This window comes from Shewanella sp. Shew256 (assembly GCF_002196695.1).
GTDB lineage: Bacteria > Pseudomonadota > Gammaproteobacteria > Enterobacterales > Shewanellaceae > Shewanella > Shewanella mangrovisoli.
Window position 1 is genome coordinate 263,859 of sequence record NZ_NAJR01000005.1, and the last position, 22,682, is coordinate 286,540.

Annotated in this window: 16 protein-coding genes and 2 pseudogenes; 12 read left to right on the forward strand and 6 right to left on the reverse strand. The window is 46.6% G+C overall.

Translation table 11 applies throughout. From position 1 onward, the window contains the following. Nucleotides 1–220: 220 nt before the first annotated feature. The 5 genes from B5P39_RS11665 (at nt 221) to B5P39_RS11685 (ending at nt 6,562) form a co-directional block, all read left to right on the forward strand. Nucleotides 221–1,177 carry a hypothetical protein gene (locus tag B5P39_RS11665; protein ID WP_088211627.1) on the forward strand — a complete coding sequence of 319 codons (957 nt, stop codon included), beginning with the start codon at nt 221–223 and terminating at the stop codon, nt 1,175–1,177. A gap of 89 nt (nt 1,178–1,266) precedes the next feature. After that, nucleotides 1,267–2,235, forward strand: a complete 969-nt coding sequence (locus tag B5P39_RS11670) for a helix-turn-helix transcriptional regulator (protein ID WP_254915773.1) — start codon at nt 1,267–1,269, stop codon at nt 2,233–2,235. Between the two features lie 21 nt (nt 2,236–2,256). After that, complete coding sequence (locus B5P39_RS11675) at nt 2,257–2,943, forward strand: hypothetical protein (RefSeq protein ID WP_088211629.1); 687 nt, start codon at nt 2,257–2,259, stop codon at nt 2,941–2,943. Between the two features lie 53 nt (nt 2,944–2,996). Beyond that, nucleotides 2,997–5,201 carry an AAA family ATPase gene (locus tag B5P39_RS24935; RefSeq protein WP_088211630.1) on the forward strand — a complete coding sequence of 735 codons (2,205 nt, stop codon included), beginning with the start codon at nt 2,997–2,999 and terminating at the stop codon, nt 5,199–5,201. After that, nucleotides 5,201–6,562 carry an McrC family protein gene (locus B5P39_RS11685; RefSeq protein WP_088211631.1) on the forward strand — a complete coding sequence of 454 codons (1,362 nt, stop codon included), beginning with the start codon at nt 5,201–5,203 and terminating at the stop codon, nt 6,560–6,562. The genes B5P39_RS24935 and B5P39_RS11685 overlap by 1 nt, the downstream gene beginning before the upstream one ends. A gap of 224 nt (nt 6,563–6,786) precedes the next feature. On the opposite strand, the pseudogene B5P39_RS11690 reads toward B5P39_RS11685, so the two are convergent. Further along, nucleotides 6,787–7,284 (reverse strand): annotated as a pseudogene (locus B5P39_RS11690) (IS5 family transposase); the annotation flags it as partial. A 9-nt stretch (nt 7,285–7,293) separates the two neighbouring features. Continuing rightward, nucleotides 7,294–8,347 (reverse strand): annotated as a pseudogene (locus B5P39_RS11695) (IS3 family transposase). 520 nt (nt 8,348–8,867) lie between these two features. Between B5P39_RS11695 and B5P39_RS11700 the strand changes: the two are divergent. Beyond that, nucleotides 8,868–9,590, forward strand: coding sequence for a hypothetical protein (locus B5P39_RS11700; protein WP_088211632.1), 723 nt, complete (start codon nt 8,868–8,870; stop codon nt 9,588–9,590). Between the two features lie 126 nt (nt 9,591–9,716). Here the strand turns inward: B5P39_RS11700 and B5P39_RS11705 are convergent, their stop codons facing one another. After that, complete coding sequence (locus B5P39_RS11705; protein ID WP_011717230.1) at nt 9,717–11,093, reverse strand: L-serine ammonia-lyase; 1,377 nt, start codon at nt 11,091–11,093, stop codon at nt 9,717–9,719. Between the two features lie 384 nt (nt 11,094–11,477). On the opposite strand from B5P39_RS11705, the gene nagZ reads away from it, so the two are divergent. The 3 genes from nagZ (at nt 11,478) to B5P39_RS11725 (ending at nt 13,948) form a co-directional block, all read left to right on the forward strand. Beyond that, entirely contained in the window at nt 11,478–12,506 is a 1,029-nt protein-coding gene (gene nagZ / locus B5P39_RS11710; RefSeq protein ID WP_088211633.1) for a beta-N-acetylhexosaminidase, read from the forward strand. A gap of 81 nt (nt 12,507–12,587) precedes the next feature. Continuing rightward, nucleotides 12,588–13,127 carry an alpha/beta hydrolase YcfP gene (gene ycfP, locus B5P39_RS11715; RefSeq protein ID WP_088211706.1) on the forward strand — a complete coding sequence of 180 codons (540 nt, stop codon included), beginning with the start codon at nt 12,588–12,590 and terminating at the stop codon, nt 13,125–13,127. A gap of 548 nt (nt 13,128–13,675) precedes the next feature. After that, nucleotides 13,676–13,948 carry an acylphosphatase gene (locus tag B5P39_RS11725; protein ID WP_088211635.1) on the forward strand — a complete coding sequence of 91 codons (273 nt, stop codon included), beginning with the start codon at nt 13,676–13,678 and terminating at the stop codon, nt 13,946–13,948. 106 nt (nt 13,949–14,054) lie between these two features. On the opposite strand, the gene B5P39_RS11730 is transcribed toward B5P39_RS11725, so the two are convergent. The 3 genes from B5P39_RS11730 to B5P39_RS11740 form a co-directional block, all read right to left on the reverse strand. Further along, nucleotides 14,055–15,074, reverse strand: a complete 1,020-nt coding sequence (locus B5P39_RS11730) for a peptidoglycan binding protein CsiV (RefSeq protein WP_088211636.1) — start codon at nt 15,072–15,074, stop codon at nt 14,055–14,057. Continuing rightward, entirely contained in the window at nt 15,074–18,556 is a 3,483-nt protein-coding gene (gene mfd / locus B5P39_RS11735; RefSeq protein ID WP_088211637.1) for a transcription-repair coupling factor, read from the reverse strand. Before mfd ends, B5P39_RS11730 begins: the two co-directional genes overlap by 1 nt. Before the next feature lie 86 nt (nt 18,557–18,642). Then, nucleotides 18,643–19,263 (reverse strand): hypothetical protein, encoded by a 621-nt coding sequence (locus tag B5P39_RS11740; RefSeq protein WP_088211638.1) that lies wholly within the window; start codon nt 19,261–19,263, stop codon nt 18,643–18,645. Between the two features lie 94 nt (nt 19,264–19,357). Here B5P39_RS11740 and B5P39_RS11745 point away from each other — a divergent pair, with 94 nt between their 5' ends. From B5P39_RS11745 to lolE, 3 genes are all read left to right on the forward strand, one after another. Beyond that, nucleotides 19,358–20,590 carry a lipoprotein-releasing ABC transporter permease subunit gene (locus B5P39_RS11745; protein WP_088211639.1) on the forward strand — a complete coding sequence of 411 codons (1,233 nt, stop codon included), beginning with the start codon at nt 19,358–19,360 and terminating at the stop codon, nt 20,588–20,590. A 96-nt stretch (nt 20,591–20,686) separates the two neighbouring features. Further along, nucleotides 20,687–21,382 (forward strand): lipoprotein-releasing ABC transporter ATP-binding protein LolD, encoded by a 696-nt coding sequence (gene lolD, locus B5P39_RS11750; protein WP_088211640.1) that lies wholly within the window; start codon nt 20,687–20,689, stop codon nt 21,380–21,382. Beyond that, nucleotides 21,379–22,629 (forward strand): lipoprotein-releasing ABC transporter permease subunit LolE, encoded by a 1,251-nt coding sequence (gene lolE / locus B5P39_RS11755; RefSeq protein WP_023265513.1) that lies wholly within the window; start codon nt 21,379–21,381, stop codon nt 22,627–22,629. The genes lolD and lolE overlap by 4 nt, the downstream gene beginning before the upstream one ends. Nucleotides 22,630–22,682 lie beyond the last annotated feature (53 nt).

Below are 22,682 nucleotides of genomic sequence, written 5' to 3' on the forward strand. Positions count from 1 at the left end.
AGTGAGTTAACTCGCTTATTGAGATGAAGTTTGTCACCTAGAAGGATGAAGCGGCCTTAAATCGCTCCTCATCTTGTTAAATCTGCTGTAGACAGTAGTATTTTCCCCAAATTTTATCTTTTGACTGATATTGGCGACGCAATATGACGTTAAAAATTGCATCATATTGTTCAGGATGTTGCTTTAGTTGCAGCATCATTTGGCATATAGGGTAAACGCTATGATGAGTCAGTATTGGGATGAGCTGTTCAATTACGTTTTTAATGATTTTGTTAAGGGGCGGGATGGTTTGGAGTTAATCTCTCAAAATCCGATAATTTTTCTCCAAGAAAGTGATGATTTTTCGGCTATTTATGACTGGAGATCGCAAGAGTTTGAAAACGAGTACTTTGACAGCCTTCTGTTAATGCGGCTGTTTGTAATCTCGTGGTCAAAACCCTTACAGGGCTTAGCGGCATGGTTAAAAAAAGACATAATCTATTCGGCCTCATGCTTCAAATTTTCCCAGCCGTTACTACAGCGACTGTACACTTTATTTTTAGAAGATAATATCTCGCTAAAGCGTCATATACAGAATGGTACCTTTGCTGGAAATGATGCCAACCCTGCAGCATTGATCACTGCCGCTGAAACAGTGTTGGATCAATACCTCCGTCGATGTGAAAGGCTTAACCGCCGTTTTAGAGGTGACAAGCGTCGTTGGCAGGAGGCAGATTGGTTCTCTTCTGCAGCACTAGAAAATGATCTGGCACAAGGCAAAGCTGGGTTCAGAACTAAAAGAGACCGAAAATTTGATTGTTACTTTGCAGAATTATTTATGGCGGCGACAGTGCTAAATGAGTACTACCCCAAAAGTCCTCTTATCCGTGCTTTGGCAATTGTGCCACTATATTTTCCTGCATCATATGACTACTTTGAGCCCTATTTTCAACGTTATGTGCAAGAGTTATACCTGTGTAATGCTGAACCCTGGTTTCTATTCGAACTGATGCGTAATATTGTGCCCGAGGCGTTTTTATTTCTCTGTAGTAGAACTCACTTCAGTGTGTCTGAGGGAGAAGCTTTAGTGCGTTATTTTGAGGAGTTGTATCCGAGCGATGGCTTGATAGGTTGTTCACATACTAAAGCTGAATACTTGCAATGTTTTGGGAAATTGGCTTTGATAACGCCAATATAAGAAAATTTGGACACAGAGAACAATAGATGACGAACAAGGATGTTTTAAAGTGCCCAAGTAAAACGGTGAATACAGTCCATCGTCAATGGATGATCTTGAAATATCTCTCAAGGACTGCTGAGCGTAAGACAACCGAAGAGCTTCGCTATTATTTGACGTCTGAGGGAGTAAACCAGACGCAGCGCACTATTCAACGTGATCTTGCATTTTTGGCAGATATTTTCCCACTGCAATGCGATAGAGATGGTCATCAGGTGCGCTGGTATTGGCAACGTGATAGTCGTACTGAGCTGATGGCTGGGCTCTCATTTTCAGACAGTATTTCACTGCTACTGGTACAAAGCTCGTTGACGTCGTTGCTACCTAAGTTGTTATTTAAGGAACTAGAGTCGCAATTTACGCTAGCTTCAAGTACGCTGTCGAAGTCAAAAACATTGGCTAATTGGTCGCAAAAATTTGCCAGTATTGAGCCAGACCTTTCCTGCTCGCCACCCGCTATTGATGAACAGGTGTTGGAGCGAGTACAAAATGCAGTGTTACGCGAACAACAGCTTGAAGTGAGTTATCAACCCATTCACCAGTCTGAGCCTAAATCTTATCAACTGGCTCCTTTAGCATTAGTGCTGCGAGGCCAAGCGCTGTATCTGCTCGCAACAGTTGGGAAGCATACAGATGTGCGCCGGTTTGCCATGCATCGTATGCTAGCTGCTGAGCTTTATGGCGAAGCGAACCCCAAACGAGATTTTAACCTGCAAGCCTATCTCGATACTGGTGGCATGCAATTCACCAGTGAAGGTTCTGCGGGTTTAATAACCTTTAAAGCCAAAGTGAAGGCGCAGCAAGCCGATCACCTTGAAGAACAACCGTTAAGCGACGATATGCAGCTTAGCAAAATCGATGATGAATGGTGTTTGTTAACCGCCACTGTTATTGATAGCTGGCAACTGCGCTGGTGGATTATGTCGCACGCTGCCAATGTTGAGATGCTTGAGCCTAAGTCATTAAGAGAGGGAATTAAGCGTCAGCTGTCAGAAGCCTTGGCTCACTATTCTAGCTAGTGTGTAATAAAGGAAGTTGTTATGAAACAAATAAGGATACTTGACCGTCTTGAGCTTAGCTTTCAAGGTGTGAAAACAACAGATAATGAGGAAGTCGCACTAAGACAAGGGGATATGGACGGAGCCTGCGGACCATACAGCGTATTGATGGGGTTGATTTATCAAGGTGCTGTAACTCGTGACGAAGTAACTAGTTTAGCTCGATTAGATGGGCGAACTCGAATTGGTAAGTTCATGAATTGTTTATATGAATTTAACGCGATGGTTCGAGATGGTACTGATGAGGATGATTTGGTTCGTTTAGGCAACTATTTCAAGAGCTCTCCCTATTCACAGATTAATATTGAGCCACTTAAAGCAAAAAGTACCAAGGAACTAGCGCATAGAACTGCCGATGCTATTGATGATGATAAACCTGTACTCATTTGGATCGACTGGCAGGGAGGTGGTGCGCATTGGGCTCTTGTCGTTGGTTACGAGTTCGTTGACAGTGATGACTCGGGGTCAATTATCACAAAGCTGTTGTTATTAGACCCAAGCGAGGAAACTCCAAGATTGTCACATTGGAATGGTGTGATCCATGTGACTAACGAATCAGGCAAGGTTATCAATTCCGGGCAATTCCCTAGTGACCATTGGGCTGCAAATGGCGAAGTCACATCCTGCAAAATACGTTTGGGATTAGAAATGACTAAAGAGTTATTTTAGTAAGCAGAAATTTAAGCTCTCCAGTTTATTTCAAGGAAAGGAAATTAAGTTACATGAGTATTAGTAATCAAGAGCGTCAACAATTTTTAGAGCAATTTATTCACGAATGGCCCGTTGAACGTTTAGAGTCATTGAGCCTCGAAGAGTATACCTCCGTAGATGATCAAAACACATTTGCGTATTGGATTGAGTTCGGTGTTGGTCGTTATTTAGGCTCGATCAAAGGTGGTGATGCTTCTAAATTTGGCATTTATAAACGTAAATCTGAGCCGAAAGGGATTCGAGAATTTATTGATTCTGACGATGTATATTCATGGAAGCGAAAGTATGGTTCATCGGCAGAACAGGCATTTTCTAACATTAAATCGAAAATACTGTTGGTTATTCAAGCTGCTAAGCACGCAGAACTCGAAAAAATTGAGTTACTGGATTTTGAGCAAGTTCTAAAATGGAAATTGGCGTTTATTTATCAAGATCATAATGCTCCTTTAGTTCTACCTATTTATAAGCTGAAAAAATTTAATGTGTTACTTGATGAAAGACCGTTAACTCACTCAACTGCTTACACTAAGTTGTTACAGTCACGAGGGAACAAAACACCGTTGGAATACGGTATGGAGCTATGGCGAAAGGCTGATGAACTGGAAGGAAAGATAAGTAGTGAGCAGTTTGATAATGGCGATGATTATCTCGATAGTGCTCCCATCGCTCCGTTAAACCAAATCCTCTTTGGCCCTCCAGGAACAGGCAAAACCTATTCTACCATTGAGTCCGCTGTCGCCATTGCTGAACCTGAATTTAATTGGAGTTCTAGGACAGAGTTGAAGGATAAATACAATCAACTGGTTAAAGAGAAGCGTATTCGTTTTGTCACATTTCACCAGAGCTATGGTTACGAGGATTTTGTTGAAGGGTTAAGTGCGCTGAGTGACGAAGAGAATCCAGATGTCATTCGTTACTTTGTGAAGAAAGGCATCTTTAGAGAAATCTGTGAAGATGCCCAAGCAAGTCGTTATACCATCAATAATGAAATTAATAAATCTGGCCAGGTTTGGAAGCTTTCAATTGAAAGTGCGCAAAAAAATAGTACCAAAGATTACTGCTTAGCCAACGGGATAGGGGCCATTGGCTGGGGAAATACGGGTGATCTTACTGGAGGTGAGGAAAATTCTTACCATCAATCGTTAGGGAAAAATGCGAAAAACTCCCTCTATTATTTCAGCCAACAGATGCAGGTTGGTGACCTAGTACTGTGTATTGATAGCAAGACGTCCGTTGGCGCTGTTGGTGTCGTGACGGGGGACTATCAATATGTTGAATCGGCTGTACCTACTCGTTCAGATTTTAGACATCAGAGAAATATAACTTGGTTAGCAACAGATATATCTGTCGAGTTTAAGGAGCTAAACGGCAATACCAGTTTTAACCTCTCCACTTGTTATCCACTCTCACGGCTCAGTGTTGCTGATGTCTTGGAGCACCTGAATTCATATGGTGTTGCACTAAAACAGACACAATTACAGCAACAAACTCAAAATTACGTGCTGATTATCGACGAAATTAACCGTGGCAACATTTCCAAGATTTTTGGTGAATTGATAACCTTGATAGAACCATCTAAGCGTAGCGGCCACAATCAAACTGAAGCACTACAGGTAACCTTACAATGCTCGCAAATGCCATTTTCAGTTCCTGATAACCTCTACCTTATTGGTACCATGAATACTGCAGATCGCTCGTTAGCATTGATGGATACCGCATTACGTCGCCGCTTTGATTTTAAAGAACTGATGCCACAACCATCTAAAATTGCAGGGCATCCCCTCATTAATGGTATTGATCTATCGCGTCTTCTCACCACGATAAATGAACGTATTAGTGTCCTATACGATCGTGAGCACACGCTGGGTCATGCATTTTTCTTCCCCGCTTTTGAGGCCGCGAAAGATGAAGATCAAGACAGAGCTTTCGAACTACTTATTTCTGCATTCAAAAATAAAATTATTCCGTTACTGCAAGAATACTTTTTTGACGATTGGCAAAAGATTCGTTTAGTTCTTGGTGATAATCAAAAGGTGAATCAAGATTTAGCGTTCGTCATAACTAAGTCAGTTGAACTAGACAAGTTGTTTGGTTATGACACTGATTTTGATTTAGATACGAGTACAAGTTATCTGCTTCAAAGTGAAGGGAATTGTTGGAGACAGCCGGCTGCCTATATTGCTATTTACGAACCACAAAACGCAGGGACTCTTTGATGGTTAGTGATGGCAAACTAATTAGTGTCTTTGAGTTTGATTTTTTGTGTGTTGAGTTACCCAGCAATGGACAGGAACGTTTTCGCCAAATTTCGATACAAGCGTTTGAGTACATAAAACAGTTATGTTTATCAAAAGAGGCTGCGCAAGCAGCCTTTAAGCTGCGAATTCAACATCAGCGAGAAGTACTCCAGGCGCAAAATTTCGCGGGTGTTGTCATTACTCCTGATGGTACTCAAATCGAAATTTTACCCAAAATTGGTAAGCAAACAGAGTGTTATACGTCAGAACAGGGGCGTATGACCTTGCTATGGATGTTAAAACGTCTTAAAGGATTTCGACATCTACAAACCAACCAAGCTAATATCAAAACGCAGAAAATGCCCCTTATGGAGCTTTTTATAAGCCAATTTTTGACCGCCGTTAGTGTTTTGGTAAAACGTGGTTTACGAAGTGATTATCGAGGACGTCAAGACAACTTATTATTTCTAAAAGGAAAATTAAGTGTCACTCGTCAACTTCGCTATAACCTAGTTAACCGCCAACGATTTGCGGTAGATTTTGATGAGTTCTCTGTCGATAGGGCTGAAAACCGATTAATCCACAGTGCGCTAACGATAGTCGCTAAGTATTCTCGGCTAGCCAGTCACCAGCGACTAATTAAGGAGCTTCGTTTTTCTTTTGATGCTGTTCCACCTAGCCGCGACTATGTTAACGATTTTGAAAATGTTCGCTCAGATCGCAGTATGCACACTTATGAAGTGCCATTAGCCTGGGCGAAAATCATTATCGATGGACTATCGCCGCAGTCAATGCTGGGAACACAGCAAGCCTTTTCGTTGCTCTTTCCCATGGAAGCAGTGTTTGAAGCGTATGTCGCAGCTGAGCTTAAACGCCAATTGCTCCCCACCTGCAAAATGACTGCGCAAGCTCGCTCTCACTGGTTAGTTACTCATGATTCAGCAAATTGGTTTCGTTTAAAGCCAGACATCGTCATTGATACTACTGAAGCTTGTTTTGTTCTAGATACTAAGTGGAAGATTCTCGATCAGAAAGAGAATAACGTTTCTGCTAAATATGGTGTTTCGACGGCAGATCTCTATCAAATGTTCGCCTATGGGCATACTTACTTAAATGGCAGTGGAGATATGTATTTGATTTACCCAATGCAATTTGGATTCAGCAAAGCCGTGCAGTTACCACTTCTTTACCATTCATCAAGCTCAAATGGAGAGACTTTAAGATTATGGCTTGTTCCATTCGAAATTAATGAAAAACTGGGCAAGCTGCATCTACCAAGAATACATCAACAGGTGGCAACAGCATTCATAGCAAACAGTAGCTTTGATAATATACGATGAAGCTAATGGCTGCAGGTGTGCATAATCGAACTTCTTGAGATAAAATGGTGAAGGCTTACACTAGCCTTCACCTCATCAAGTTAATTAAGTTTATTTGTCAGATTTTGCTCGATAGCAAAGACGAAAGCCTGTTTTCATGCCTTTAAAGCGCATAGTTGAGGTCGTCAGAGGCTTTGTTTCCTAAATCGACTCAGCAAACAAAGCCCCTCATAATTGTTCAAATATCAAACTACATAGTGAGTTTCTGGCATACCTAGCCCTGTGAGCTTGTTCAACGCCCTTAGCATCGCGTAAGTTTCTCCTACCTGACCGTTATAATTTCGCAAGCTTAATCTGCCACCTAGTAGTTGCTTCACCCTGTACATGGCCGTTTCTGAGATTGACCGACGATGATACCCATAGCGCTTCTTCCACTGTTTATTTGAACCATGAAGTTGTTGCCAACTGACAGCTAAGTTACGTGGATGTCCTGGTTCCCAGAGGGCGGCACCTTCCCTCGGTGGAATGAGTACTAAAGCGCATTTTCTACGGACGGCATCGTGAAAGGCTCTCGTGTCGTAAGCACCATCACCTGAGATATTACGGATTTTTCGATGGGGTTGTTTGAGCAAACTCGGCATGACTTCAGCGTCGGTCACATTTGATAAGCTGAGTTCTGCACCAATGATCTCGTGAGTATGTGTATCAACGGCAATGTGTAGCTTACGCCACACTCGGCGTTTGAATCGCCACTATTTCACTAGACAATTTTGAGCCTCATTAAAATACTGACGTTCATACTCTAACGGTGATAAGCCATGATTGGAACTATGCTGCTGTTTAGGGTTATAAAACATCTCGATATAATTAAAAATATCACTTTTAGTCGCTTCTCTTGTCGAATAGATTTTCCGCTTGAACCGCTCACGCTTTAACAGCTGAAAGAAACTCTCAGCCACTGCATTATTATGGCAATAACCACGTCGACTCATGCAGCCTTCTAATCCATGCGCGGTCAGAAATTCACTCCAGTCATGATTAGATATTGGCTTCCCTAGTCTGAATGGACTAACACTTTACCTGTAGGCTTACGGCGCCACACCGCCATTAAAAGCGCGTCTAATGCCAGTTCTTTGGTTATTCTGCTGCCCATCGACCACCCGATAATCCGACGAGAAAATAAGCCCATCACTGCACCGAGATATAACCAACCTTCATGAGTTTTGATGTAGGTAATATCCGTTACCCAAGCCAAATTGGGAGCCGATGGATTAAATTGTCGCTCTAAACGATTTGGCGTCACTACATGCTGTTCACCGCCCCGAGCACGCGGTTTCCGATATCCATAAACTCCACCAGATTCGAGCCAACTCTGCTTAAGCTGCCCAGTAAGCCGTTCATTATCCTTCTGCCGCTTTGATTTAGGGCTTAGTCTCCATGCGTAATACCCGCTCGGATGAACATCAAACAGCTGACAAAGTTGTCGCACTGAATGGCTGTGGTGATGCTCTTGAATAAAGGTGTATCTTACTCGGGGTGGCTTGCGAAGTACGCCGCGGCTTTTTTTAACAAGTCACGTTCTTCAGTGACACGTTTGAGCTCTTTCTGTAGCCGTCGAATCTCAGCGGACTCTTCAGACTTTTGCAAATGTTCTTCTGAATCGGGGCCGTAGCGTTTAATCCAGGCATAAAGACTGTGGGTGGTTGTTCCTAACCGCTGAGCAACATCAGCAACAGAATGGCCAGCAACGGTAACTTGCTTAACGGCTTCGATTTTAAATTCTTCGGGATAACGTTTATGGTTCATAGACACCTCTTTTGGGTTAGTTTATCTAACTAAAAGGTGTCTAGAAAATCGGCGGCGATTCAGTATCTTACTGGTTCCCATTGTTGCTTCTGGGCAAAATCTGTGTTTTCCTGTCCGCTTATGTCCGCATTAAAGCCCATCATTTCAGATATGCGGCTTGCCATTCTTTGCGAGTCTTTAGGTATCCACTTGCCATAGTGTATCTTGATCATTGTGGTGTGATTGTGACCAAGTTGGCGCGCTACACACTGAAGCTGAACGTAGTTTTAAAGTGGCAGACTAGCGAATGTATCTCAGTATTTCATCTTTCCGATTAAGCAGTTTTATCTCTCACTCGCCAACCTTAACAAGGTAATGACCTAGCTCGTAATACCTCTCTAAAAATCAACGTCACCGTTTAGATTATTAATGCAAGGTAAGATTGTAAAAAGTATTTATCACCAGTAAGTTAGTTGCATAGGAGCTAGATATTTAGATTAAGCTTGGATTGCGAAAGAGCGTCACAGATAAAGGAGTTATGATGAGAAAGTTTAAATTAGCGGCTTTATTGAGTCTACTCTTGCTAGGAGGTTGCGCTTCCTACACTACGCCTGGCGGCAGTGTGGCTATTGGTAGCTTGGCGGAGTCGGATATTAATGCGCTGTTGTCAGTACAAGCGGCGGCAACATTTCCCGCGCATATTGCTGTGGCACGTATTCAAGCGCCGGGATATGCATCCTATCGTTTAAGCAGTTTTGGCACAGGCCGTTACAGTGTGGTCACTACCCGTGAAGCTGAAACCGAAGCCGATTTTGCTCAGCTAGCCAAAATGCCGCAGGTGGCAGGGATTGCACCGTTAAACCGTATTTTATTGCCGGAGCAGTTAGACTCCATCAAATCACTGCGGGAGGCCGCAGCAAGGCTCAAGGCGGATATCTTACTGATTTATACCTTCGATACCTCTTTCCATGCGGGTGAGCAGCAATTTGCGCCACTTAATGTCATTTCCCTTGGGTTGTTAAAAAATAAAGAAGTGAGCGTGACGACAACCGTCTCGGCGGCTCTGTTTGATGTGCGTACAGAATATTTGTATGGATTAGCGGAGTCGACGGCAAAGGAGAGTCGAAATGCGTCGGTATGGAGCACCTCAGATGCAGTCGATGATTTGCGCAGGGTGACTGAAAAACAAGCGTTTTCGCAGCTCATTCCTGAAATTGAAACAACATGGGCGGGAGTGATTGCCCAATATGTGAATTCGCAATGAAGGCGACGAACTAAACTTTGTACTCGTTTACCGATAAAAAAATGCCGCGCTTAATCGTTTTGCTTTAAACGGTTAAGCGCGGCATGACAGTGTTAAATCGTTAAGTCGATTATCAGCTTGAGTGGATTAACACTCTACAATGTTCACTGCTAGGCCGCCTTTAGCGGTTTCTTTATATTTGCTGCGCATATCTTTACCTGTATCCATCATGGTTTTAATCACTTTATCCAGTGATACCTTGTGGTTACCGTCGCCGCGTAGCGCCATGCGTGATGCGTTAATGGCCTTGATTGCGCCCATCGCATTACGTTCAATACAAGGGACTTGTACTAGACCGCCAACCGGGTCACAGGTCAGGCCTAAGTTATGCTCCATACCGATTTCAGCCGCATTTTCAACATGTTCGACTGTGCCGCCCATAATCTCGGTTAATGCGCCGGCCGCCATTGAGCAGGCTACGCCAACTTCGCCCTGACAGCCGACTTCTGCGCCCGAAATCGAGGCATTTTTCTTGTACAAAATACCAATCGCTGCAGCGGTTAGCAGGTAACGGGCGCAGACATCGATATCGACTTCTTGCACGAAGGTATCGTAGTAACACAGCACGGCAGGAATAATGCCCGCAGCGCCGTTTGTTGGCGCGGTGACGACGCGATCGCCGGCTGCGTTTTGCTCGTTGACCGAGAGAGCGAATAAATCGACCCAATCCATTGCGGTTAACGGATCCACATTGTTACGGCCTTCGGCTTTGAGACGACGGTAGAGTGCTGGTGCGCGGCGACGCAGTTTTAAGCCGCCAGGCAGAATACCTTCCTTCTGATAACCACGTTCAATACAGGTTTTCATGGTTTGCCAGATATTCCACAGCTTGGCTTTGACTTCTTCTTCGCTAGCGAGGCTAAGCTCGTTGGCCATCATCAGGGAAGAAATGCTCAGGCCATGCTCGGTACATAAATCCAGTAATTGGGCGCTGCTATTAAAATCGTAAGGCGCTGATTCAATTTGCGATGCCGGTGAGGCATTGCGTTGATGGATTTCATCTTCGTCTAAGATAAATCCACCACCGACGGAGTAATAAGTACGCTCAAAAATACATTCGCCTTTGCTGTAGGCATACAGTGTCATGGCGTTGGCATGGGCGGGGAGCGTTTTACGTCTGTGGTAGGTAATGCCGTCTTCACGGGTAAACTTAACTACTTTGCCGCAGCTCAGGGTGAGGGTCTCGTTTTTAGACACTTGCTCAAGAATGCCATCGATGCTGTCGGTGTCGACGGTTTCTGGATCTTCACCCATTAAGCCTAAAATAACGGCTTTCCCCGTGCCGTGGCCTTTACCGGTTTGGCCGAGTGAGCCAAACAGTTCTGCTCTTAATTCATCCACTTGGGCAATCTGGCCCGAATCAGCAAGGTGCTGCATAAAAATTTTGCCCGCTTTCATTGGGCCAACAGTGTGTGAACTCGAAGGGCCAATGCCGATCTTGAACATATCGAATACGCTAATCATGATTGAAGTCCTGTTGTGTCTCGATTTTTATTTTAGTCTGTGCGTGGAAGATCTTTGCAGTTACCGCGCCAATACGCTGGTTTTTATGTCGTAAACTCTGGCAAACTGCACCCATCAACCATACAAAATGTGCTTGTGTGATACGTTTAAGGTCAGTATCCCACAGTTTAGTATCAAGATTCACATTAGTTTTTTTGATTAGAAAGACTTCGGATAAGCTGAGCTTAATTAGCTTGTGGTGAATGTCGAATTAATCGGCAAGATAATCGCTTTGTGGCAAAGCGTGACGGCGAATGGCTCGCTTTTCGGGGATTTTTGTGAACCCAGTGGCCAGTATCGCTATGGTTATTTTTTGAGTATGAATAAGAATTTTTAGGGAGAAATATGAGTTATCTAATGTTGGATCTGCTGTCTTTAGACGTCAGCGAAGCAGAAGCCGAGATGCTGCGCCATCCGCAAGTGGGTGGTTTGATCCTGTTTTCCCGCAATTTTGCCAGCCGTGAGCAATTAATCACCTTAGTGCAGCAGATCCGCCAAATTCGTCCCGAGATTTTGATTGCCGTCGACCATGAGGGCGGGCGAGTACAGCGTTTCCGTGAAGGATTTACCCTGATCCCGGCCATGGGTGATATTTTGCCCGCGGCTAAGGGCGATATGGTTCTCGCTAAACGTTGGGCCTGTGAATTAGGCTTTTTAATGGCCATCGAATTACTCGCCTGTGACATCGACTTAAGCTTTGCGCCTGTGCTCGATCTTAACGGTATCAGTCAAGTCATTGGCAAACGTAGTTTTAGCGCAAAGCCCGATGAAGTGATTGCCTTAGCGCAGAGTTTTATTGAGGGCATGGCCGAGGCGGGCATGGGCGCTGTGGGTAAACATTTCCCGGGGCATGGCAGTGTTGCAGCGGACTCCCATATCGCGCAACCTATCGATGAACGTGAAGCTGAGGCGATTTTTAATCAAGATATTTTGCCGTTTAAAGAGTTGATTGCTAAAGGTAAATTATCAGGCATTATGCCAGCCCATGTCATTTACCCTAAAGTTGACCCCAATCCTGCGGGCTTTTCAAGTTACTGGTTAAAGCAGATCCTACGCCAAGAGCTGGGCTTTAACGGGGTGATTTTCTCCGACGATCTAGGCATGAAGGGCGCTTCCTTTGCGGGGGATTATTTAGGCCGCGCCCAAGCGGCATTGGATGCGGGCTGCGATATGATTTTGGTTTGTAACGATAATCCGGGTGTGATGTCATTGCTAAATGGCTTTGTGTGGCCTGCCGCTGCGCCACAACATCCGGCGAGTTTACTCAAACCCAATGCGGCGCAAACGGCTATCGCATTAGAAAACTCTAGCCGTTGGGAAAATGCTAAGCAGCTGGCTGAGCAAATCCAGCTCGCACAACAGGCAAAAGTTTGATGTAGCGCAAAGTTCTGCAATGAATATTTGCTAGGGTTAGTGGCATGCGCCGTGTTTGGCAGATTGTTAAAAGGTCTCAATATGATTTTTTATCTTCATGGATTCGATGCAACTAGCCCTGGTAATCACGAAAAAATGCGTCAGTTGCAGTTTATTGACCCAGATGTACGGCTTATCAGCTACAGCACTTTGCATCCCAAGCATGATATGCAGCATTTATTGAAAGAAGTCGCCAAGCAAATGCAGTATAGCGACGATCCCGCGCCATTAATGGTGGGAGTTGGCTTAGGGGCGTATTGGGCTGAACGAATTGGCTTTTTAAACGGGTTAAAGTCAGTGTTAATCAATCCCAATCTTCATCCTGAAGAGACGATGCAAGGGAAAATTGACCGCCCCGAAGAGTATGCCGATATTGCCAATAAGTGTGTCTCTGAATTCAGGTTGAAGAATACCCATAAAGCCATGTGTATTTTGTCGCGTGTGGATGAAGTGCTCGACAGTGAGGCTAGTGCCGCGGCACTCAAGCCTTATTACCCTATCGAATGGGACGAGACGCAGCCCCATAAATTTCCGCAATTAGCAGCACATCTTCCTAAGATAAAAGCCTTTAAACTGGGTTAACGTTTAACATGTTTGTCTTGTGATTGTGTCTTGTGATTAAAAAGGCTTATCGTCGCTCATTTAGGCGATAAGCACTTTCATATCAACTCCGTATTTTCCGCTTTGGATCTGTTACGCATCAATCTATTAGATTTGTCTGCCTTGGGAATACAAGGCGATAATTTATGCCATTATTTGGAGTGTGTGACGGTATATATTATTGGTTTAGCTGGTTATTTCAGCAAAAAGCATTAAATAATCCCTATTTGTGTGGCTTTATCTATCATTTTGTTGAAATTAATAATGAATTGTGTAAAGTAGCCCCTCTTAACAGTTTGTTACAAAATGCTACAAACTTTTATGCCAATTAGTCCATTTATGGACAACCTTTTGCGTATGTCGCCCTACACAGCTAACAGCGGTCTCGTTAGCTGTTTTTTTATGCCTATTTTGTTGTGTTTAACTTAAAAATCCATCATTTACTCATGCTTAAGCCCAACCAAGTTGAAAACTCGGCTATGCTTAATCTCGCATAACAATAACAAACTCACCTTGTTCAGGAGACGAAAATGAAACGGGTGCTGATCCGATTGATGGGAAAAGTGCAGGGCGTAGGTTGCAGACATGCGACCCTTACCAAGGCTCGTACGCTTGGCGTCACAGGCTATGTGACCAACTGCGCCGATGGCAGTGTTGAAGTTCTTGCCCAGGGCAGTAATCCAGCGGTGGATAGTCTTATCGCCTGGTGCGAGGTGAGTGTGCCTTGTACCGACGGGTTAACGGTGACAGTGGAAGAAGACCAAGGTGATGATATTTACTTGGATTTTTCGATAGTGCGCTGATGCTCTTTGCTTTGATGAGCATGAGTACTTATTCACACCATTGAGACAATAAAAAAGCGGTATGCATTGCATAACCGCTTTTTTACTCGCTCTAAGCCTATCGGTTTTAGGCGTTAGGTTGCGCCATCTTACGGATTTGGATCACCATGCCCATTTCGGGATGGTCGAGATAGTGGATCTCATCACTTTTCACTCGGCGATTTTGCTCCAACGGAATAGACATTAAATAAGGTGTCATCACTTTAGCAGGGGCTGCGGCAGTACTGGTTGCGTTCATGCTCGCCTCATCGGTCGCTAAAGGCATTAATTTGCGACCTTCTTTACGCAAATTGAGCGCGGTTTCGATGTACAGATAATGGCTAAGATAAATATTGAGCGTGCCATCGAGCTGCCACACGGGAGAGGGCAGTAATGGCGCTGATGTTTCTGTCATCATGCCTGTTGTGCCGTTAGTGCTTTGCATAGCGCTTGCCATGGCTTGCTGCACAATTTGACGACCATCGAAGTGATAACTGGCGGAATAATCTTTACCCGCAAACAGGCGAATGGGCACTGAGCCACTCTTACCCGTCATAGGTTGTTGCCATGTCATATGCAGTAAGCTGCGGTTACCACGTTCTCTTGATAGGCTGTTGATGATACTCGCAAATTGGCCTTGACTGCTGGCGAGTAATACTGGGCCACTGCCTTGAGACGCGTAGGCTTGGCTACCACTGCCGATTTCCGATGGGATCACACTCGGATAGCGATAACTCGTCACCGCATTCGAAGTACTTGTGTCTGAAACGGCTAAGGCGTCGCCGTTACTCATCTCGGTAGTGGCGTCCGTATTCGTTCCAGTGCTCGTGCTTTCGGCGCAATGGCTATTGGCATCGGCATCATACACTAAGGTGCAGGGCGCGGATTCATTGCTCATGGAGACCACAGCCTGACCCACAACCGGTGAAATCAGATCGATAGCCCGGTTGGTTTTGGTCTCAATTGGGGCCATCGGCCACTGCTCAGTCGATTGGCTTTGGCGTTCAAAAATATAGACTTCAACCTCGAACCAAGCTTCAGCACGGGCAAGTGAACTGTGTGAAAGTGCAATAAGTGTAGCGATAGAGACCGCGAGTTGACGTAACACTATTTATCTCCAAGACGATGTTGCGATAGTTGTTCGAGCAAGAGTTTGACCAAAGCGAGCCTATCTTTTGCCGTTTCGGCATTGAGGATGAACTTTAACTTATTCGGCCCATCCATTCGATAGATTTGTGGCTGACTTTGCAGTAATCCAATGATAAAGCCGGGATCAATCACATGATCATCACTAAATTCGATGCTGCCGCCCTTGGCATGTACCTCAATTTTAGTCGCCCCCAGCCGAGTTGCCTGATGTTTATACAGGGTCATTTCCATCAGGTTTTTGGTGGCGTCGGGCAGTAGACCGAAGCGGTCGATAAGCTCAACTTTGAGTTCATCTAAGGCTTCTTCACTGTCACAACTGGCGATGCGCTTATAGAGTGACAGACGAATATTGACATCGCCGACATAGTCTTCCGGCAATAGCGCAGGGATCCTCAGCTCCATCTCGCATTGCTGATTGAGCATTTGCGCCAGCGATGGCTCTTTACCCTGTTTGAGCGCCTTGACCGCCGACTCCAGCATTTCCATGTAGAGGCTAAAGCCGATTTTAGAAATATGGCCGCTCTGCTCATCGCCCAATAGCTCACCCGCGCCGCGGATCTCTAAGTCTTGGGTAGCGAGCATAAAGCCTGCGCCTAAATCTTCGAGGGCATCGATGGCTTCGAGACGTTTGCGGGCATCGCTGGTCATGCGTTTAGGATGTGGCGTCATCAAATACGCATAGGCTTGATGGTGAGAGCGGCCGACGCGACCACGCAGCTGATGTAACTGGGCTAAGCCGAAGGTGTCGGCGCGTTCGATAATAATAGTATTCGCACTCGGGACGTCGATACCGGTTTCGATAATAGTGGTACAGACTAACACGTTGAATCTTTGGTGATAAAAGTCCGACATCACCCGCTCAAGATCCCGCTCACGCATTTGGCCATGGGCTACAACAACCCGCGCTTCGGGGAGCAGGGTGCTAATGTCTTGGGCGCACTTCTCTATGGTATCGACGTTGTTGTGCAAATAATACACTTGGCCACCACGGAGGATTTCACGCAGTATGGCCTCTCGCACGGTGGCGGGATCGGATTCGCGCACAAAGGTCTTCACCGCCAAACGCTTAGCGGGAGGCGTGGCAATAATCGATAAGTCGCGCATCCCCGACATTGCCATATTTAAAGTACGGGGAATAGGTGTGGCGGTGAGGGTCAAAATATCCACGTTGGCGCGCAGCGCTTTTATTTTCTCTTTTTGTCTTACGCCGAATCTGTGTTCTTCATCGATGATCAGCAAACCTAAGTTTTCAAACTTAGCCTCGGATTGCAGCAGCTTATGGGTGCCAATGACTATATCGACTTTGCCTTCTTCGAGCAGTTTCAGCACTTGAGTTTGCTCTTTGGCGGTTCTAAAGCGTGACATTACCTCAATCACCACCGGCCAGTCGGCAAATCTGTCTTTAAAGTTTTCGTAGTGCTGCTGGGCGAGTAGCGTGGTAGGCACCAGCACAACCACCTGTTTACCCGCATTGACAGCAACAAAGGCGGCGCGCATCGCGACTTCGGTCTTACCAAAGCCCACATCACCGCAGACGAGGCGGTCCATCGCGACGGGGGATTGCATATCGGCAAGCACTGCATGAATGGCGCTTTCCTGATCGACGGTTTCTTCGAAGGGGAAACCCTGGGCGAATTGCGCATACTCTTCGTCGTTGATGTCGCAGCTTTCACCGGGACGTGCTTGGCGACGGGCGTACACATCGAGCAACTCGGCGGCCACATCACGGATTTTTTCAATCGCTTTGTTTTTTGCCTTGGCCCAAGTGTCGTTACCGAGTTTATTAAGGTGAGCCTCGCCATCGGCGCCGACACTGTAGCGGCTGATCATGTGCAGGTTAGACACTGGCACATAGAGTTTATCGCCGCCCGAGTATTCCAGTTGTAGGTATTCGGCCACTAACCCGCCGGTATCTAAGGTGACTAAGCCTTGATACAGCGCTACACCGTGCTCTAAGTGCACAATCGGCTGGCCGACTTTGAGCTCGGCTAAGTTTTTGATCAGGGTATCGTTGCTGATCTGGCGTTGTTTTTCGCGGCGGCGTTGCTGGGATATGCGATGACCAAAGAGTTCGGTTTCGCAGATGATGCTGACGGCGGTTTGCTTTCCTAGCCCGAGTAAACAACCACGGGAGAGGGGAGATACAATTAGGCCCAGTTTGGCATCACTTTGAATAAACTCATCAAAATGGCCGAATAAGGCCGGTTTTAACTGGATTTTACCTAAGAGTTCGAGCAAGGCTTCGCGGCGGCCTTCCGATTCGGCACTAAACAACATGCGCGGCGCACGCTCGGCGTAATCTTGCAGCGCAATCAGTGGCTGCTTTAACTTGTGATTAGCGCTTACCTCGGGCAACACACTGGCATCAATCTGTACTGCGCCAGCGACGACATCGGGTTGCGGTGCAATAAACTGATAGCGAGGCAGCGGCTTAAAGGCGGCGAATAATTCTTCAATCAGTAAATACAGCTCTTTAGGTGCCAACAGCGGCCGCAATGGGTCGACCCGTCTGTCTTCATAGCGGGTTTCCACCTCTTGCAAATGGGCGCGGGCGGACTTTTCGATATCGCCTAAGGTGACTAACTGAGTGTCCTTCGGCAGGTAATCGAACAGTGTCGCGACCTCATCGAAAAACAGGGGCAGGTAGTTCTCAATGCCGGCGGGCATCAAGTTGCGGCTCACCAATTGATAAACCGATTCTGGTTCTTTAACGATCACCTCAAAGCGGCGGCGATAGCGCTGCCTAAAACCTTCGATGGCGCTGCTGTCGGTAGGGAATTCCTTGGCAGGTAATAGGCGCACCGCATCCACTGGAGTGGATGAGCGCTGGGTTTCAGGATCGAAATGGCGAATGGTCTCGACTTCATCATCGAACAGTTCGATACGCAGCGGCATATTCACGCCAGTAGGGAAGATATCGAGAATCGAGCCACGAATAGCAAACTCGCCATGTTCGTAAACCTGTTCGACCAAGTGATAACCCGTGTCAGTTAACTGTTGGCGCACATCATGGAGCTGATAATTATCGCCTTTTTTAAGCACAAATACATTGGAGCTTAAATAGGATTTTGGCGGTAAGCGCATCATCAGAGTTGTCACCGGCACTATCACTACGCTTTGTTCGGCTTGGGTGATTCGCGACAGGGTCTCTAAACGCTGAGAAATCAAATCCTGATGGGGTGAAAAACTGTCGTAGGGCAGGGTTTCACGGTCAGGAAACAGTCGCACCTTAATGGCGCTTTTTGCCAACAAATAGTTGAGCTCTAACTCGATACTCAATGCCGTCGGCGTATCACTGGTGACGATCAGCGTCGTGCCCTTGTGTTGGCGAACTAGGCTGGCGAGGGTAACGGCTTGACCAACCCCGACGAGACACGACAGGGTTTGCATTTGAGTTCCATTTTTGACAACGGGCGGTGTTAGGGCTGAAATTTGTGTCATTGGCGTGGGATAAACTGATTCATTCACAATAAGTTGCGTTCATTGTAGTGACTTGGGCGCTAGGGTGCCAGCAAAAACGCTAGCCTTTATTGACGCTCGTTACGGGCCTGTTTACGCAGTTTAAGTTGTTTTTGTTGCACATTGAGGCTCGCTTTGACCAGTTGCTCGACATCCGCATCCAGTATTTGACTAAACTCGAGGTCAACGAGATAGGGCAATGCGGCGTTGGGGCTCTGTACTTGCAGCCCATCGGATTGGCCTTCCTGCGAAACTAAACAGGCCGTGACCTTGGCAAAACATAAAATGGCGACCAATTCTTCGTGGATAAATAAGGTCACTTTATATTGGCGACCAAGGGGGAGGGCCTCACGGCTATTTAGGCGAATACCACTGCCACCAAACTGACAACCGCTAAACTTCTCGCCTTCTTGCACTTCTTTTTCGAGCACATGCTGCAGGACTAAATCGACCTTGCGGGATTGGAGCTTGAGAAAGTCCACCACCACCTTGGCTTCGTTGTCTAAATGCCGCAGTTGCAGCAGGCAACTGGCCTCAAGGGCTTTGACTTCGCTCAGTAGCTGGATCCCTAGGGATTGCATTGATCTTAAAGCCATTTCACTGGGTAGTGGCTGGTTTTCGTCCCAGAGGCTTAAGTAAGCGGTGAAGGGATGAGGCACACTAAAATACGGATTGGTGTCAGTGAACAAGGCTTGCCTCTTTATTTATAGGACCTAAACCCCTATTATCGTGCCCATCTTTATGATTTAGCAAGTTCAGCACACAGGACGCAGCCCTCTTTCAATGGATCTTCGATTTCCTCTCTACGTTGGTTACCGTTATTGGCGGGCCAGAAAAGCAAACGCCTTTGCTTCTTTTATTACCTTATTTGCCGTTTCGGGCATTTTTTTAGGGGTGGCGGCCTTAATCGTGGTCAGCTCGGTGATGAATGGCCTCGAAGGACAATTAAAGCAGCGCATTTTAGGCGCCGTACCGCAATTGACTGTGGTGACTGAGGCGCCCTTAAGCGATTGGACTATACCTGCGGACAAACTCAAAGCCTTACCGGGCGTGCAGGGCGTGACGCCTAGCGTGTCGACCCAAGCCATGGTGCAGTCGGCGGCGAATATCCGCGCCGTACAAGTATTTGGGGTGTTTCCAGAGCTTGCCGAAAAACTGTCTATGGTGGCGCAGCATACCTATTCGGGCGCATTTAACGAGTTAACTAGCGGCCAATATAAAGTCATTTTAGGCAGCGAGCTTGCCCGCCAATTAAAGGTGAACCCGGGTGATACTGTGCGCCTGTTAAGTGGCGATGGCGTAGTGTATTCCCCGCTCGGTCCAGTCCCTAGCCAACGTAAATTTTTAGTGTCCGCCGTGTTTGAGATGGGCTCACAGGTGGATGCGGGCGTTGCATATATTCATTACCAAGATGCCAAGCGTTTAATGCGTCAACCGAGCGATGAAATCAATCAGTTACGGCTGTATTTGAGAGATCCTTTTATGGCCCCCGCACTGGCTAAGGATGTAAAGCAGGTTCTTACCCAGCAGGGCATAGAGGCGACGACCAGTGACTGGCGCGACACCTATGGTCACCTGTTTAGTGCCGTGAAGATGGAAAAAAACATGATGTCGCTGATGCTGAGCCTGATTGTGGCCGTGGCGGCGTTTAATATAGTGTCAGCGTTGGTGATGATGGTGGTGGATAAAACTACCGATGTAGCAGTACTCAAAACCCAAGGCTTACGTACCTCGGCGGTAATGGGCATTTTCGTGGTGCAAGGTTTATTGAATGCGGTATTAGGTTTAGTACTGGGGCTGGTGGTCGGCATTCTGCTCACCCTTAATTTAAATGGCATTATGGCGACCTTGGGGATTTCCATTTTAGGCACTGGGCAAGTGCTGCCGGTTAAATTAGAACTGGGGCAATTGTCGATGATTATTGTCGGTACCTTAGTCGTGACCTTAGTGGCGACCCTTTACCCCGCATTGCGAGCGGCGCGGGTGCAACCTGCCACGGCGCTGCGTTACGAATAGCTGCGATGTAACAAATTAAAGCGTCGCTCCCATGATGAGAGACGTGTTTGGACATGGGTTTAACCATGTCATTTAGAATCAATAGCGAGAATCTCAATGCAAGACGTGTTACTGCAAGTGCAGGCGGTGAGTAAGAGTTATCACGATGGCGATGTGACCACTCAGGTGTTGTCTGAGGTGGATTTACAGGTATTTAAGGGCGAGCAGCTGGCGATTGTCGGTACCTCTGGCTCGGGCAAGAGTACGCTGCTGCATATTATGGGCACTCTAGATAAACCTTCTGCTGGCAAAGTATTGTTAGCGGGTGAGGATTTATATCAGATGAGCAGTGCCCGTCAGGCGCAGATCCGCAACCAAGATTTAGGTTTTATCTATCAGTTCCATCACCTTTTGCCCGAATTTAGCGCACTGGAAAACGTGGCTATGCCAGCGTTTATTCAAGGCAGAGACCGCGCTCAGGCTCAGGCCGATGCTAAAGTGTTGCTCGAAAGAGTAGGGCTTGGGCACAGAATGAGCCATATTCCCGCCGAGCTTTCGGGTGGTGAGCGTCAACGGGTGGCAATTGCTCGGGCGCTGATCAACAAACCCAAACTCGTGCTGGCCGATGAACCAACGGGAAACCTCGATGCCAAGAGTGGCGAGGCGGTGTATGAGCTGATCCGCGAATTAGCCAATCAACTCGGAACGGCGTTTGTTGTGGTCACCCACGATCCCAAATTGGCGGCGCGGATGGACAGACAACTCACCATGAAGAATGGTTATCTGCAAGCTGTCGCGGAACACGCCCAATGAAAGGACCATTAGCCCTCTCCATTGGTTGGCGTTTTTATCGTGCGCGCCAATCCAATAGTTTTATTAGCTTTATCTCCTTCGCATCGACTGCGGGCATTGCGCTCGGGGTTGCGGTGCTGATTGTGGTGCTCTCTGCCATGAATGGTTTTGAGCGAGAGTTAGAGCAGCGCTTGTTAGGCGTTATCTCCCAAGCCGATGTGGTTGGTGTGAATGAGCCGATTGCCGATTGGCGCGCGGTTGAACAAACCGCTATGCAGATTGAAGGCATTACGGCGGCGGCACCTTTTATTAGGATGCAAGGATTAGTACAAAAGCCTGGTGGTTTTCAGGGGCTTGCCGTTGTGGGTATTGATCCTGAGCAAGAGGCAAAAGTATCGACCCTCTCGCAATTTATGTCGAAAGAGACTTGGCAAGGCTTGAGTGAGGATGACAATCATATCGTCCTCGGTGAGAGCCTACTGAAAAAGTTAGGCCTCGAAGTCGGCGATACCCTCGCTTTGTATGTGCAAGATCTTGATCCTGAACATGCTGGCAGTTTAAGGGCGGCCAAGAGCCATCGCTTTGTGGTATCGGGTGTGTACCGTTTAGGCGGCGAGCTTGAGTTAACCACGGCGTATATTCCGATGCGCTATGCGGCGAATATCTTAAATTTACATCAAGGTGTGACCGGTGTTCGCATCAGTGTGGCGCAGGTGTTTGATGCGCCAGCGAAAATTCGCGAGCTAGGTTATGCCTTAAACCAGTCTGTCTATATCAGTGATTGGACGCGTACCCAAGGGCATTTATATCAAGATATTCAATTGGTTCGCACTATCATGTATCTCGTGTTGGTATTAGTGATAGGTGTGGCCTGTTTCAATATTGTCTCAACGCTAGTGATGGCGGTGCGGGATAAAGCCAGTGAAATCGCTATTCTGATGACCATGGGCTTAAGCCGTCTTTCAGTGATGGGGATTTTTATGGTGCAAGGCGCGTTAAATGGCCTTGTGGGTTGTGCCCTTGGCGGTGTGATAGGAATTGCGACCGCGATTAATCTCAGTGCTATCGCCCGTGGCATTGAGCAGCTGCTCGGAATTCAACTCCTGTCGGCCGATGTGTATTTTGTGGACTTTCTGCCATCAGAGCTACATATGACGGATGCTGGTTTAGTGATTGCCACGGCGTTTGTGATGAGTCTTATCGCAACTCTGTATCCGGCGTGGAAGGCGAGCCAAATTGGCCCTGCACAGGCGTTGGCGGGGAGATAGAAAGTCTTTAAGCCAACAAGTGCGTTCCAAGCAGATTAGCCAAAGAAGAATAA